Origin of the sequence: Marivita cryptomonadis (genome assembly GCF_002115725.1) — a bacterium.
Classification (GTDB): domain Bacteria; phylum Pseudomonadota; class Alphaproteobacteria; order Rhodobacterales; family Rhodobacteraceae; genus Marivita; species Marivita cryptomonadis.
This window is the reverse complement of the sequence record NZ_JFKD01000002.1, coordinates 201,462-215,054: the sequence shown is the minus strand read 5'-3', so window position 1 is coordinate 215,054 and position 13,593 is coordinate 201,462. Positions and strand designations below refer to the sequence as shown.

Annotated in this window: 17 protein-coding genes; 11 read left to right on the top strand and 6 right to left on the bottom strand. The window is 58.4% G+C overall.

Annotated elements, in window-relative coordinates; translation table 11 throughout:
• Positions 1-3: 3 nt before the first annotated feature.
• Entirely contained in the window at positions 4-249 is a 246-nt protein-coding gene (locus MCRY_RS02925; RefSeq protein WP_085627979.1) for an accessory factor UbiK family protein, read from the bottom strand.
• A gap of 93 nt (positions 250-342) precedes the next feature.
• Here MCRY_RS02925 and lgt point away from each other — a divergent pair, with 93 nt between their 5' ends.
• The 5 genes from lgt to MCRY_RS02905 all read left to right on the top strand — a co-directional run bounded on the left by lgt (position 343) and on the right by MCRY_RS02905 (position 4,380).
• Entirely contained in the window at positions 343-1,245 is a 903-nt protein-coding gene (gene lgt, locus MCRY_RS02920; protein WP_085627978.1) for a prolipoprotein diacylglyceryl transferase, read from the top strand.
• The gene (locus MCRY_RS02915) at positions 1,242-2,318 is read left to right on the top strand and encodes a class I SAM-dependent methyltransferase (protein ID WP_085627977.1); all 1,077 of its coding nucleotides are present in this window, start codon (positions 1,242-1,244) and stop codon (positions 2,316-2,318) included. Before lgt ends, MCRY_RS02915 begins: the two co-directional genes overlap by 4 nt.
• Complete coding sequence (gene pgeF, locus MCRY_RS02910; protein ID WP_085627976.1) at positions 2,315-3,070, top strand: peptidoglycan editing factor PgeF; 756 nt, start codon at positions 2,315-2,317, stop codon at positions 3,068-3,070. Before MCRY_RS02915 ends, pgeF begins: the two co-directional genes overlap by 4 nt.
• A gap of 138 nt (positions 3,071-3,208) precedes the next feature.
• A complete protein-coding gene (locus MCRY_RS22775) occupies positions 3,209-3,361 on the top strand; it encodes a hypothetical protein (protein ID WP_171046048.1) in 153 nt (50 codons plus the stop codon).
• Between the two features lie 239 nt (positions 3,362-3,600).
• Positions 3,601-4,380: a Hint domain-containing protein gene (locus MCRY_RS02905; protein ID WP_085627975.1), complete on the top strand. Its 780-nt coding sequence runs from the start codon at positions 3,601-3,603 to the stop codon at positions 4,378-4,380.
• A gap of 30 nt (positions 4,381-4,410) precedes the next feature.
• On the opposite strand, the gene MCRY_RS02900 is transcribed toward MCRY_RS02905, so the two are convergent.
• Positions 4,411-4,911: an Lrp/AsnC family transcriptional regulator gene (locus tag MCRY_RS02900; RefSeq protein ID WP_085627974.1), complete on the bottom strand. Its 501-nt coding sequence runs from the start codon at positions 4,909-4,911 to the stop codon at positions 4,411-4,413.
• A 204-nt stretch (positions 4,912-5,115) separates the two neighbouring features.
• Between MCRY_RS02900 and trxB the strand changes: the two genes are divergently transcribed.
• The 3 genes from trxB (at position 5,116) to MCRY_RS02885 (ending at position 8,991) form a co-directional block, all read left to right on the top strand.
• Positions 5,116-6,120 carry a thioredoxin-disulfide reductase gene (gene trxB, locus MCRY_RS02895; protein WP_085628158.1) on the top strand — a complete coding sequence of 335 codons (1,005 nt, stop codon included), beginning with the start codon at positions 5,116-5,118 and terminating at the stop codon, positions 6,118-6,120.
• A gap of 191 nt (positions 6,121-6,311) precedes the next feature.
• Positions 6,312-8,027, top strand: coding sequence for a bifunctional sulfate adenylyltransferase/adenylylsulfate kinase (locus tag MCRY_RS02890; RefSeq protein WP_085627973.1), 1,716 nt, complete (start codon positions 6,312-6,314; stop codon positions 8,025-8,027).
• Between the two features lie 127 nt (positions 8,028-8,154).
• Positions 8,155-8,991 carry a M23 family metallopeptidase gene (locus MCRY_RS02885; protein ID WP_085627972.1) on the top strand — a complete coding sequence of 279 codons (837 nt, stop codon included), beginning with the start codon at positions 8,155-8,157 and terminating at the stop codon, positions 8,989-8,991.
• 6 nt (positions 8,992-8,997) lie between these two features.
• Here MCRY_RS02885 and MCRY_RS02880 read toward each other — a convergent pair whose 3' ends face one another.
• Both MCRY_RS02880 and MCRY_RS02875 read right to left on the bottom strand, forming a co-directional pair.
• On the bottom strand, positions 8,998-9,225 hold the full coding sequence (locus MCRY_RS02880) for a DUF1150 family protein (RefSeq protein WP_085627971.1): 228 nt from the start codon (positions 9,223-9,225) through the stop codon (positions 8,998-9,000).
• Positions 9,226-9,228: 3 nt separating this feature from the next.
• Positions 9,229-9,642, bottom strand: coding sequence for an Hsp20 family protein (locus tag MCRY_RS02875; protein WP_085627970.1), 414 nt, complete (start codon positions 9,640-9,642; stop codon positions 9,229-9,231).
• A 163-nt stretch (positions 9,643-9,805) separates the two neighbouring features.
• Here MCRY_RS02875 and MCRY_RS02870 point away from each other — a divergent pair, with 163 nt between their 5' ends.
• The 3 genes from MCRY_RS02870 (at position 9,806) to MCRY_RS02860 (ending at position 11,673) form a co-directional block, all read left to right on the top strand.
• Entirely contained in the window at positions 9,806-10,030 is a 225-nt protein-coding gene (locus MCRY_RS02870; RefSeq protein WP_085628157.1) for a YdcH family protein, read from the top strand.
• A 73-nt stretch (positions 10,031-10,103) separates the two neighbouring features.
• Positions 10,104-10,598, top strand: a complete 495-nt coding sequence (gene purE, locus MCRY_RS02865; RefSeq protein WP_085627969.1) for a 5-(carboxyamino)imidazole ribonucleotide mutase — start codon at positions 10,104-10,106, stop codon at positions 10,596-10,598.
• A 4-nt stretch (positions 10,599-10,602) separates the two neighbouring features.
• A complete protein-coding gene (locus MCRY_RS02860; protein ID WP_085627968.1) occupies positions 10,603-11,673 on the top strand; it encodes a 5-(carboxyamino)imidazole ribonucleotide synthase in 1,071 nt (356 codons plus the stop codon).
• Here MCRY_RS02860 and MCRY_RS02855 read toward each other — a convergent pair.
• Together MCRY_RS02855 and MCRY_RS02850 are read right to left on the bottom strand one after the other, a co-directional pair.
• Positions 11,670-12,818 (bottom strand): alpha-D-ribose 1-methylphosphonate 5-triphosphate diphosphatase, encoded by a 1,149-nt coding sequence (locus tag MCRY_RS02855; RefSeq protein ID WP_085627967.1) that lies wholly within the window; start codon positions 12,816-12,818, stop codon positions 11,670-11,672. The two genes, MCRY_RS02860 and MCRY_RS02855, sit on opposite strands and share 4 nt — an antisense overlap.
• Complete coding sequence (locus MCRY_RS02850; protein WP_085627966.1) at positions 12,808-13,587, bottom strand: esterase/lipase family protein; 780 nt, start codon at positions 13,585-13,587, stop codon at positions 12,808-12,810. Before MCRY_RS02850 ends, MCRY_RS02855 begins: the two co-directional genes overlap by 11 nt.
• Between the last annotated feature and the right edge of the window lie 6 nt (positions 13,588-13,593).

Genomic DNA, 13,593 nt, shown 5'->3' with positions numbered 1-13,593 from the left:
GTCTTATTTCTTGGCCGCTTCGAGCGCGTCGAGACGGGCTTTGAGCATTTCGTTCTCTTCGCGCGCTTTCATGGCCATCGCGCGCACTGCGTCGAATTCTTCGCGGGTGACGAAATCGCGATCCGCCAGCCAACGGTCGACCAGCGATTTCATCGCAGTCTCAGCCTCGTCTTTCGCGCCCTGCGCCACGCCCATGGCGTTGGTCATCAATTGCGAAAGGTCTTCGAATACCTTGTTTCGGGTTTGCATGTCTGCCTCCGGCGTTTGCTTGATCTCTATATGGTCCTCACACCCGCGCGGCACAAGGTTGACTTCGCCGCAGAGAATTGAACATCTGCGCGCATGTCTACGGGTCTGCCTTTTCCGAATGTCTCGCCAGAGCTGTTTTCGATCTCGATCTTCGGGATGGAATTTGCGCTGCGTTGGTATGCGCTGGCTTACATCGCAGGCATTCTGATTGGGTGGCGGATCGCGGTAGCTGCCGTGAAACGCACGCCTCTTTGGGCCGATGATACTCCTCCGATGCGCCCCGAACAGGTCGAGGAATTGCTCACTTGGGTGATCCTTGGGGTCATTCTGGGCGGACGGCTTGGCTTCGTGCTGTTTTACCAGCCGGGGTATTATTTGCAGAACCCAGCGGAAATCCTTGCTGTCTGGCAGGGTGGCATGTCGTTTCACGGTGGATTGATCGGTGTGATCGTCGCTGCGCTGATGTTTTGCTTCAAAAACAGCCTCCCCTTGCGCCCCACTGCAGACATGATGGCGATCGCCACACCGCCGGGACTTTTGCTGGGGCGGATTTCGAATTTCATCAACGCAGAACTGTGGGGGCGGCCAACCGACCTGCCTTGGGGTGTTCAGTTTCCCGGTCAGGCCGCGCAATCTTGTGGACAGACGCTGGGAGAAATTTGCGCACGCCATCCGTCGCAGCTTTACGAAGCGCTGCTGGAAGGTCTGCTGTTGGGTGCCGTTCTGCTGTGGCTGGCTTTCCGTCGTGGGGCACTCAAAGTGCCGGGTCGGATCGTCGGCCTGTTCATTGGCGGCTATGGCGCAGCGCGTTTCATGGTAGAGTTCGTGCGCCAGCCTGATGCGCAGTTCGTCTCGGACGGCAACCCTCTCGGCCTTGCTTGGCAGATCGGCGGGTATGGTCTGACCATGGGACAACTTCTCTCTGTTCCGATGATTGCGATCGGCATTTATCTCTGGCTGTCCGCACGCCGCGCCGGAGCCGTACGGGACACATGACAGAGCTATCAAAAATCCTGCGCCGCCAAATCGAAGCGACCGGGCCGATTACCTTGGCCGACTATATGTCCGCTTGCCTGCTTCATCCCAAACACGGGTATTACACGACTCAAGACGCGCTTGGCGTCGATGGGGATTTCACCACAGCTCCCGAGATCAGCCAGATGTTCGGGGAACTCATCGGCCTTTGTCTTGCGCAATCCTGGATGGATCAGGGCGCGCCAGATCGGTTTGCCTTGGTAGAATTGGGACCGGGGCGTGGCACGCTGATCGCGGATCTCCTGCGGGCCACGGTACAGGTGCCGGGGTTTCACGCTGCAGTCGATTTGCATCTGGTCGAGGCATCGGCGCGCATGCGCAGCTTGCAGGCGGCCGCCCTGCCCGCTTATCACCCAACGTGGCATGACACGGTGGAAACTCTGCCCGAGGACATTCCGATTTTCGTCATGGCAAACGAGTTTTTCGATGCGCTGCCAATCAGACAGTTTCAGCGTGACCCAAAAGGTTGGCGCGAGGTTATGGTGGGGCTGTCGGAAACCGGTGTGCTGCAACGAGGGCTAAGTGATGCAGCACCGATTGAAGCGCTTAACAGCCGTCTGGACGACACACAGCCGGGTGCCCTTGTGGAAACCTGCGCACACGGCACTGCGGTTGTGGATGCTCTGGCCCGCCGGATCGCGACCCAAGGTGGAATGGCGCTCTTCATTGACTATGGCGGGTGGCATTCCGACGGTGACACGTTTCAGGCGGTGCGTGCACACCGACCCGTTGATCCTTTCGCTGAACCGGGACAGGCGGACCTGACCGCCCATGTCGATTTCGAAGCGTTGGCACGTGCTGCGTTGATTGCGGGATGCACGGCCAGCCAATTGACCAACCAAGGCGTGTTTCTTGAACGGCTGGGCATCACGCCGCGCGCCCAGAGTTTGGCAAAAGGTCTGACCGGAGAACCGCTTGCTGCGCATGTGGCTGCACATCGACGGTTGACCCATCCCGATGAAATGGGTTCCTTGTTCAAAGTGCTGGGTCTGTACCCAGTGAACGAGTCGCCGCCGCCCGGACTGGATCCATGACGCTGGAAATCATCACAGCAGATAGCCTCGGACCTATACGCCACGGATTTTTCACGCGGCGCGGTGGTGCATCCTCCGGAGTGTTTGCAGGGCTCAACTGCGGCGCTGGATCATCCGACCAGTCCGAAATCGTTGCCATCAATCGCGCCCGTGTCGCGGATGCGATGGAGGTTGCCGGAGATCAGCTGGTCAGCGTTCATCAAGTGCACTCTGCCAAGGTGGAAGTTGTGGAGGGGCCGTTGGGATCGTCGAAACCACAGGCCGACGCCATGGTGACAAAGACGCCCGGCGTCGCGCTGGGTGTGCTGACGGCGGATTGCCAGCCTGTGCTCTTTGCCGATCACGATACCGGTGTCATAGGCGCTGCCCATGCCGGATGGCGCGGAGCCCTCGACGGTGTTTTGGAGGCAACGATTGATGCGATGACCAGCCTTGGTGCCAATCGCGAAACAATCAAAGCGGTGATCGGACCCAGTATAAGCCAGCGTGCCTACGAGGTCGGACCCGAATTCCTCGATTCTTTTCTAGCCGAAGACCCACAATACGCGCGGTTCTTCGTCAATGGGGATGAAGACAAGTTCCACTTCGATCTGCCGGGCTTTGGTCTTTACAAGCTGCGCAGCGCCGGAGTGGACGCGGAATGGACACGGCACTGCACGTATTCTGACGCAGATCGCTTTTATTCCTACCGCCGCGCGACCCATGCACGGGAAGCGGATTACGGCCGTTTGATTTCGGTGATCCGGCTCTGAACCGCGCCAGCGCCATTGGCGCAGTGCCCAAATCAATCACAGGAATACACCGGGATTGTCCACGTTTGGTCACAAACGCGCCCAATTGCGCGGGTTAATTAGGATCAAGAAACAACGGAACACCACCGGAGCAGTCCAATGTCGCGCACTTCGAAATTCATCGCCTCTGTCGTCGCAACCTCTAAAGAGGACATGCCAGCGCTTCCTTTCCAGCGCGGCGCAGCCCGCAAGGCGATGTTTGCCCGCATCAAGGCTGAAAAGGCCGACCAACTGGCCCGCAAACGCGCCTGATCAAGCCTACGGGATACAGCCGACCTGCCACGATCTTCCCCAATTGTGGCAGCGCTGTTCCGAAGACCCAGACAATCCTCCCCATATCGAAGAATTGGCCGCGATTTCGCGGCCAATTTTCGTTGATTTTTGACGAATCAAACACTTCTGAGCCATCTTTTATCCAACGATATTGCACCGTCCTTCTGGTGTTGTTGGTGGGGGCCAACGCGGATGTGACCTGAGTTAAAAGGTATCACATGGCTCAGACCTCGACCGATCGCGCTGCGACGACCGACTTCAACGCCTATGCTGTTTCAACAGACAAAGTTGCCACGTTCGACGGGCAGCCTCGACGCGACATCCCTCTCACCCGCACCATCGAGGCTGCCGCCCTTCTGCCGGATCAGTCGATATCCGAGTCCAGTTTCACAGTTCCTGCATCATCGACATTCGAAGCCTGCGCATCCGCCTTCGCCCGCGGCACGCTCATTTCAACGGTCATGGGCCCGATTGCTGTCGAAGATCTGATTCCCGGGGATCTGGTCGAAACACATCGCGGCCCACAGCCCGTCGTATGGATTGGCAGCACACCCTATCTTCCGGATTTCGCCGCCGAAACGACCTCTCTGTCCTACTTGCTCCGTATGCCGGGAGTTGGCATGGACCAAAGCGATCTGCTGCTTGGTCCCGCAGCCCGGCTTGTGGTCCGTCAAGATCGTTTTGCTGATTTGCTCAACTGCGATGCGGTACTTGCCCCAGCCAGCGACTATATCGACGGTGACCGGGTCTTGCGCATCACGCCGCCGGGATCGGTGCAATTGTACCATTTCGCCTTGCAAAGCCACGGGATCATTCGGGCCAATGGGCACGAATTGGAAAGCTACCATCCGGGACGGGTTTCAGCTGCGGAAATCGGAAGCTCTGTTCGCGACATGCTGCAGTCGATGTTCCCGCATCTTGGGTCTCTCGAAGGCTTTGGCGATCTTGCCTTCCCGCGCACAACACGCGACGTGATCGAAACGTTGCGAGTCGCCTGACACGTCAAGCATCACTGCGTTGGGGCGGTGTCAGTCCGTGCCGCCCAGCCGCGCTTCCAATACATCGAAGGGCACACCGGGTTCGTCCTTTGCCCCGCGGATCACAAGCGAAGTCTTGACGCTGCCGACGTTTGGCGATGTCAGCAGGTCCCCTGTCAGAAAGCTTTGGAACGTGCTCAGGTCAGGGGCGACACATTTCAGGATGAAGTCCACTTCTCCGTTGAGCATATGGCATTCACGTACCAGCGGCCAACTGCGGCAACGGTCTTCAAAGGCGCGCAGATCTGCTTCGGCCTGACTTTGCAGTCCGACCATCGCGAAGACTTGAACCTCAAATCCCAATTCGCGCGGATCAACCTCGGCATGGTAGCCCCGGATAAAGCCCTGCTCTTCCAAGGTGCGCACACGCCGCAGACACGGTGGCGCCGAAATACCAACCCTGCGGGCCAATTCGACATTGGTCATGCGTCCGTCTGCTTGAAGCTCTGCCAAAATCTTGCGATCTATTGGATCCAACCGATGTGCCGGCATCCTGAAGCACCCCTGCATTTTTCGACATTGTTATAGCATAGGTTTGTTGCGCGCAATATTGTTTCAACATTGCGCAACAATCTTTCTATACATTCTGGACTGTGAATTTTTCACACGACGCGGTGTCATTGATTTGCGAAGACACGCATGGGCGCATATATCCAAAGACTAGACAAAAACCGTACTCTGCGACGCGAGGCTGCCATGTCCGACACACGCCACACCAAAGTTTTGATCATCGGCTCCGGTCCTGCCGGTTACACCGCTGGTGTCTACGCAAGCCGCGCCATGCTGGAGCCGATTCTCGTTCAGGGCATGGAACCGGGCGGGCAGTTGACCACGACCACCGAGGTCGAGAACTGGCCCGGCGACACCGAGGTGCAGGGACCAGACCTGATGGTGCGCATGGAAGCCCATGCACGCGCCATGGGCACCGAGATCATCGGCGACCTCATCACCTCGCTAGACCTGTCCAAGCGCCCTTTCACCGCGCAGTCCGACAGCGGCACGGTGTATACGGCGGATGCGCTGATCCTTGCGACGGGCGCCCGCGCCAAATGGCTGGGCCTGCCGTCTGAAGACGCTTTCAAGGGCTTCGGCGTGTCGGCCTGTGCAACCTGCGACGGGTTCTTCTATCGCGGTCAGGAAATCGTGGTGATCGGTGGCGGCAACACGGCCGTCGAAGAAGCGCTGTTCCTGACGAATTTTGCGTCCAAGGTGACGCTGATCCACCGCCGCGACGAACTCCGGGCCGAGAAGATCCTTCAGGACCGTCTGTTCAAGAACCCCAAGATCGAAACGCTTTGGCATCACCAGCTGGACGAAGTGTTCGGGACCGACATGCCCAAGGGCGTCGAAGGCGTGCGCGTCAAACACGTCGATACCGGCGAGATCAAAGAGATCCCCTGCAAAGGCGTGTTTATCGCAATCGGTCACGCCCCCGCCAATGAATTGGTCAAGGACGTGCTGGAAACCCATATGGGTGGGTATGTCGTGACCAAGCCCGATAGCACTGAGACCTCGATCCCCGGTGTGTTTGCGGCTGGTGATCTGACCGACCACAAGTACCGTCAGGCTGTCACGTCTGCGGGCATGGGCTGCATGGCTGCTCTTGAGGCCGAGCGGTTCCTTGCGGAAGTCGGCGATGATTCCGGCAAGGTCGTGTCAGACCCCTTGGGCTATGGTGCCGAAGTACCGGCTGCGGAGTAGGAAGCGAGATGGGTCTGACTGCGAGGTCCGACCCACATCCCGGCGCGTTGGCTTCTTTTCGGTAAACCATTTTCGAAACTGGCGTAAATTCCGCACATTTTCCCGAATTCATGAGGTGCGCGGCCTTGTCACTGGACTTCTGTCCCGGTGGAGGCGTAACCAGCGCCCAAATTTGGACAGTGAGCAGAATAATGTACCCGCAAAACCTTGCCCCAATCCCTGAACTTTATGTCTCGTATGACAGCGCCCAAAAGCTCAAGCTGGAAGCTGCTGAACTGTTCAGCCACGATCTGACGCCGCGCCAGATTTGCGATCTCGAGCTTTTGATGAACGGCGGGTTCAACCCGCTCAAGGGGTTTCTGAGCGAAGACGACTACAACAGCGTCGTCGAAAACATGCGCCTTGCTGATGGCACCCTGTGGCCCATGCCGATCACGCTGGATGTGTCCGAGGCATTCGCAGACAGCCTTGAGATTGGTCAGGATATTGCCCTGCGCGATCAGGAAGGCGTGATCCTTGGCACGATGACCGTGACCGACCGTTGGGTGCCAAACAAGGCGCGCGAGGCGGAAAAGGTTTTCGGTGCAGATGAGGATGCCCATCCGGCAGTCAACTACCTGCACAACAAGGCAGGAAAAGTTTATCTGGGTGGTCCCGTCACCGGTATCCAGCAGCCCGTCCATTATGATTTCCGGGGGCGTCGCGACACTCCGAACGAATTGCGCGCACTGTTCCGCAAGCTGGGTTGGCGCAAGGTCGTGGCGTTCCAGACCCGCAACCCGCTGCACCGCGCGCATCAGGAACTGACCTTCCGCGCTGCGAAAGAAGCGCAGGCCAACTTGCTGATCCATCCGGTTGTCGGCATGACCAAACCGGGCGACGTGGACCATTTCACCCGCGTGCGCTGCTATGAGGCGGTGCTGGACAAGTATCCGCAATCCACCACGACGATGAGCCTTCTGAACCTTGCGATGCGCATGGCCGGCCCCCGCGAGGCGGTGTGGCACGGTCTGATCCGCAAGAACCACGGCTGCACCCATTTCATCGTGGGTCGCGATCACGCTGGACCGGGCAAGAATTCGGCGGGCGAGGATTTCTACGGGCCATATGATGCGCAGGAGCTGTTCCGCGAGCATGAGGCCGAGATCGGCATCGAGATGGTTGATTTCAAACACATGGTCTACGTGCAGGAACGCGCACAATACGAGCCGATGGACGAGATCGCCGACAAGGATGACGTGACCATCCTCAACATCTCGGGCACCGAACTGCGCCGCCGTCTGGCCGAAGGTCTGGACATTCCGGAATGGTTCAGCTTTCCCGAAGTGGTCACCGAATTGCGCAAGACGCGCCCGCCGCGGTCGCAACAGGGCTTTACCGTGTTCTTCACCGGCTTCTCTGGCTCGGGCAAATCCACCATCGCCAACGCTTTGATGGTCAAGCTGATGGAGATGGGGGGCCGTCCAGTAACCCTTCTGGATGGCGATATCGTGCGCAAGAACCTGTCCTCGGAGCTGGGCTTCAGCAAGGAACACCGCGACCTGAACATTCGCCGCATCGGCTATGTCGCGTCGGAAATCACCAAGAACGGTGGGATCGCAATCTGTGCGCCCATCGCGCCCTATGCCACAACACGCCGTGCCGTTCGGGAAGAGATCGAACAGTTCGGTGCCTTCCTCGAGGTCCATGTGGCGACGAGTCTTGAGGAATGCGAACGCCGCGACCGCAAGGGGCTCTACAAGCTTGCGCGGGAAGGCAAGATCAAGGAATTCACAGGAATCTCTGACCCGTACGACGTGCCAGAAACACCGGAATTGCGTGTCGAGACCGAAAATGTCGAAGTCGACAACTGCGCTCATCAGGTGATCCTGAAACTCGAAAGCCTTGGACTGATCACAGGTCAGTAAGACCAAGATAGAAGGGACGGAGCACATCCGTCCCTTTCTTTTTTGCCACGGTCTGTGCCGGAACACGGTTGCGCACGACACAGCGACATGTCCAACTGTCTCCGGATCTCGACAAGGGGTTGGTGCCATGTTTCGACGATTTCTTTTCGCTTTGGCCCTATGTGCGCCAACACTCGCTGCGGCAGATCGGTCGTGTGACACCAAATTTCAGAAGGTTTGCATCGAGACCGCGCAGAACGGCAATACGATCACGTTTTATGCTGAGAACCTTTATCCCTTCCTGCCGGTCACGCTCGACATCAAGCTAGACCTGAAAAACCTTGGGCGCAGCGAGGGCGGCGCGGGTCCTTTTGTTCTGGACGGCAACCAACGGGTGCAACTTTTCAAACTGTCTCAGAAGCAGGCTGGCGCTTGGTCCTATCGTTACAATTTCACGTGGAGCCGAGGCGATTACACCGCGCGACACGACGATCGGCACGCATATATGCTGCCGTTTGCCCCGGGACAGGCCTTCACTGTCGGTCAGAGCTGCAACGGCAGTTTTACCCATTTTGGCGCACGGCGCTTTGCCGTCGATTTCAATATGCCCCAAGGGACACCGATTCACGCAGCGCGTGATGGGATTGTCGTCGATCTAAAAGAAGACTCCCGCAGCGGAGGGCCAGGTGCGCAGTATCAGGATCTTGGCAACTACGTGATCATCCAGCATTCGGACCGCACCCTGGCGCAGTATTTTCATCTGCAGCAGGGAGGCGTCAGCGTCAACACGGGCGACCGCGTCCGCGCGGGTACGCTGATCGGTTATTCAGGAAACACTGGGCAATCCACCGGACCACACCTGCATTTCGATGTGGTTCGAGGCGATATAGGTGTGACAAGCGAAACGCTGCCATTTCGCTTTGCCACATCTGCGGGGCCGTTAAAATGCCCCGCCGCAGGTACGACGCTGCGCGCAGAAAACTAGACGAGCTCAGTGCACCGTGACAGGTGCGAAATCGTTCTGCCGCGCCAGCATGAATGCCAGCTTGCGATCCTTCACAAGTGCCAAACGCTCCCCATCGGCACGGTGCACGGCGTAGATGGTTGTTTCGTCACCAAGCTCGCCCCGCACTTCATCCGGCAAGTCCGCAACTGCCACTGGACGCACATAGACAAGGTTGGACTGGTCGGCATCTTTGAAATCAAATGGCGTATTCATGGATTAACCCTTCCTGATCTGGATTGTCTGGACCACGGTCTCGGGACGCAACAGGGTCAGATCGACATGCAGCAGCCCGTTTTCCATGATCGCCTCACCGACTTCGACCCCATCAGCAAGCACGAAGCTGCGCTGGAACTGGCGCGCGGCGATCCCACGATGCAGGAACACCCGATCGGCTGTGTCGTCGTGCTGGCGTCCGCGGATCACAAGCTGTCTGTCCTCAACGGTGATCGCCAGATCTTGTTCCCGAAAACCTGCCACTGCCAAAGTGATCCTGTACGATCCTTCGGAGGTCTGTTCGATATTGAAGGGGGGATAACCTTCGTTGCCGGATTTCGCGGTGCGTTCTAGCAAACGCTCCAATTGCTCGAATCCAAGCAGATGGGGATAGGATCCCAAGGTCAGTTTCGTCATCGACACGTCCTTTGTGCAAGCGACTGTGTTGGTGCGGCCCCATTCTGGCGACCGTTCACTAAGAAATATGGGGGCGCGACAAGCAAGACGCAAGGGCTTTGCGGAATCGCAGAATGCGGTTATCTTGCTGGTCTCAGCCACTTTTCGGGGACCGCGCTGCATCATGAATGCTCCTACTGATCTGTCGATGAAAACAGACGACGTCCTGAAGGTCGAACTCGAGGTGTTTCGCCGCGAGCACCGCGATTTGGACGAAGCCATTCGTGCCATGCAGCAGACCGGAACAGCGGATCAGCTCACCCTGCAGCGACTGAAAAAGAAAAAGCTGGTCTTGAAGGACAAGATCGCCCAGATCGAGGATCGACTGCTGCCGGATATCATCGCCTGATATCAGGGCGAGTTGCCCCCCGATCCGATCTGGCTATAGTGCGCGCTCCGAACACCTGAAGGGGCGCAGCGCCATGTCAGAATCGATCAAAGTCGGCATCATAATGGGAAGCCAGTCAGACTGGCCGACTATGAAAGAAGCGGCCGAAATGCTGGACGCGCTGAACGTGCCCTACGAGACAAAGATTGTGTCCGCACATCGCACACCTGATCGGCTTTGGGACTATGGCAAAACTGCCGTGGAGCGCGGTTTGCAGGTCATCATCGCAGGTGCAGGTGGGGCTGCGCACTTGCCCGGAATGATGGCGTCGAAGACTCGGGTTCCGGTGATTGGTGTGCCGGTACAGACGCGCGCCCTCTCGGGTGTCGATAGTCTTTATTCGATCTTGCAGATGCCGCGAGGATTTCCAGTGGCCACAATGGCTATCGGGTCTGCGGGTGCAGCCAATGCCGGATTGATGGCTGCGGGCATTCTGGCCTTGCAGGATGGTGATCTTGCCGCCCGTCTTGACCAGTGGCGCGCCGATCTGTCGGCGTCCATCCCTGATACTCCCTCTGACGACGGATAACGCCATGACGCTTGCGCTTCCCATCGGATCGACCATTGGCATCATTGGTGGTGGTCAATTGGGCCGAATGCTGTCGGTGGCGGCCAGCCGTCTTGGTTTTCGCTGCCACATCTTTGAACCCGGCGCGACGCCACCAGCTGGGCAGGTCGCTGATCAGGTAACCACAGCCGCCTATGACGACGAGGCCGCGCTGCGGGCTTTCTGTCAGTCGGTGGACATTATCACCTATGAGTTCGAGAACATCCCGACAGCCGCGCTTGACCTGTTGCAGGATCTTGCCCCGATCCATCCCGGTCGCGAGGCGCTTCGTGTCAGTCAGGACCGTTTGACGGAAAAGACGTTTCTACAGGATTTGGGCCTGCAGACAGCGCCATTTGCGGACATCACCGATGCAACCAGTCTCGAGACGGCGCTGGACGAGATCGGCACGCCGTCGATCCTGAAGACCCGCCGCTTCGGCTATGATGGCAAAGGGCAGGCCCGCATCATGTCGCGCGACGATGCCGCGTTGGCATTGGCAGATATGCAGGGGGCACCTGCCCTTCTGGAAGGGTTTGTGAATTTCTCGCACGAAGTGTCGGTGATCGCCGCACGCAGTCTGGATGGGGCCGTCGCGGCCTTCGATCCTGGTGAGAACGTGCACAACGACGGCATCCTGCGCACGACGACAGTTCCCGCACGCCTCACTGCCAGCCAACGCACCGATGCGGTGCTTCTCGCTGCAAAGATCGCCAATGCCTTGAACTATGTGGGTGTGATGGGTGTCGAGTTGTTCGTCACCTCCAGCGGCCTTATCGTGAACGAGATCGCGCCGCGTGTGCATAATTCCGGACATTGGACACAAAACGGCTGCTCTGTGGATCAGTTTGAACAGCACATCCGCGCTATCACCGGCTGGCCCTTGGGTGACGGTCAACGTTATGCGGATGTCGTGATGGAGAACCTGATCGGCGATGATATGAATCGAGTCCCTGAGCTTGCGAATACGCCGGACTGCGCGCTGCACCTTTACGGTAAGGCCGAGGTCAAGCCCGGTCGCAAGATGGGCCATGTGAACCACATCAAGCGGGGTTAACTGCGCAGGAAGCGTTCCGCGACCGTACCGGTGAGATGCGCAACGCGACCAGCGGCAATGGTCGCCTCTACCCGGCGGGTGGTCGGATCAACGACGATCAGGTCGGCACGCTTGCCAATCTCAAGCGTGCCACGATCCGCGAGGCCAAGCATCTGCGCTGGCCCTGAGGACAGCATGGCCCAAGCAGAGGCGAGGTCGCAGAGGCCCAGCTCTTCGAGCCGGAATGCTGCACGCAAGGGGGATGGGTAATGGTAATCCGACGCCAGTGCATCGCACAGACCATGCGCCACCAGTTCCGATGCTGCGATGTTTCCAGCATGGCTGGCCCCGCGCACGACATTTGGTGCACCCAACACAATATGCGCACCGTCCTCCCGCGCTGCTTGCGCCGCTTCGAGTGTTTCAGGAAATTCGCTGACAGTCGCACCGCGCGCGGCCCATTCCCGACGGTTTTCGGGGGTGCTGTCGTCATGGCTTCCAAGGACAATTGCCTTTTGAAAAAGCCGCGCAGTCAGCGCATCAAGGGCGGCGGGCACTTCCGAGGTTCGCTCATGCAGGTTCTGCATCAAAGCAAGGTGTGTTTCGGGGCTTCTTCCGCTTTTGAGCGCCTGCCCGGTCAGACGCGGCGGCTTGCGCCCTTCCGCCAGGCGCTGGTGCGGCAGGTGATCGTTGAACACAACATAGTCGATGCCAAACCGGTCAACCGCTGCCTCAGCCCGGGCAAAGTCGTCGAGAAGATGTGTTTCAAGCCGCAACTGCAGGCGCAGATCAACGGGAACCGCATCGCGCACCGCAGTGACACTTTCGAACACATGCTCGGCAAAGTCGGGGCCGCGCATGCCACCTTCCCATGAAAAGAACTGCGCCAGAATAGCGGTGGTGATGCCATTGGCCGCCAGTTCGGCCGCCGCTGCAACAACACCGTGTTCCGCTTCTCTCAAAGCGCCCCGGCGCGGAGCCATGTGGCGTTCGAACCCATCCCCATGCGGATCAACAATTCCCGGCAGGACAAGATATCCGGACAGATCAACTTCGCGCCCAGAACCTCCGGCCACAAGTCGCCCCTCGGCCAGACCGACAGGAGCTTCGGACCAGCCGTCAGGGGTAAGAACGCGAGCTCCGACAAGGGTTATCTCAAGGCTCATTTGCGGGCTCCGGACACATTCCGAACATACAGACCAATTCTTCAGTGTTGATGGATTGGGTCCAGTCCAGTTCCGGGTCGAATCGACCCGTCCGCAGAAAAAGATCGACCTGCGCAATGACAGACGGAGCCTGCATAATGAATGTATGGCTAACGGACATCGTCAGATGCGCCTTCATTCCGGCGACCTTGGTAGAGTCGACAGAGACCTTTCCATCATCATCGCCCGGGATGAGGCTGGAAAAGAACGGGTTCAAGGACCGTGTGCCTGCAATCACCCCAAGTTCGAACGTCACCGGAGGCAAGGATTTCGGCAGATCACCGGGCGCAGTACCCAACTGCTGTCCCGCAGGGCCATTGAGCCACTCGAACAGCTCTAACCCACCAAGTTCATCGACCAGCTCACTGCCATTGTTCGGCGGGGCCAACATGACAACCCGCCCAAGGTTTGCCGGGCGCTGATCCTTAAGCCAGAAGCGCAGCAGGATGCCACCCATCGAGTGGGTGACAAAATGCACACGCTCTTCGCCACATGCGGCGACTGCGCTTGGGAGCGTTTCCTCAACCAAAGTCTGGATACGGGCCGTGGTCGAAGGATACCCCGGTGCGTGAACTGTGTAACCTTTTGCTTCGAGAACGGACTGCATCAGAGCAAAGGAGGTCTCTGTGCGTGCCAATCCATGCAACAGAACGACGCAATCCGCCTTGACCGGCGATGCGATGGCAAAAGATGACACAGCTGCAAGAGACAGGGCAAAATGTCGGAACATGACTGT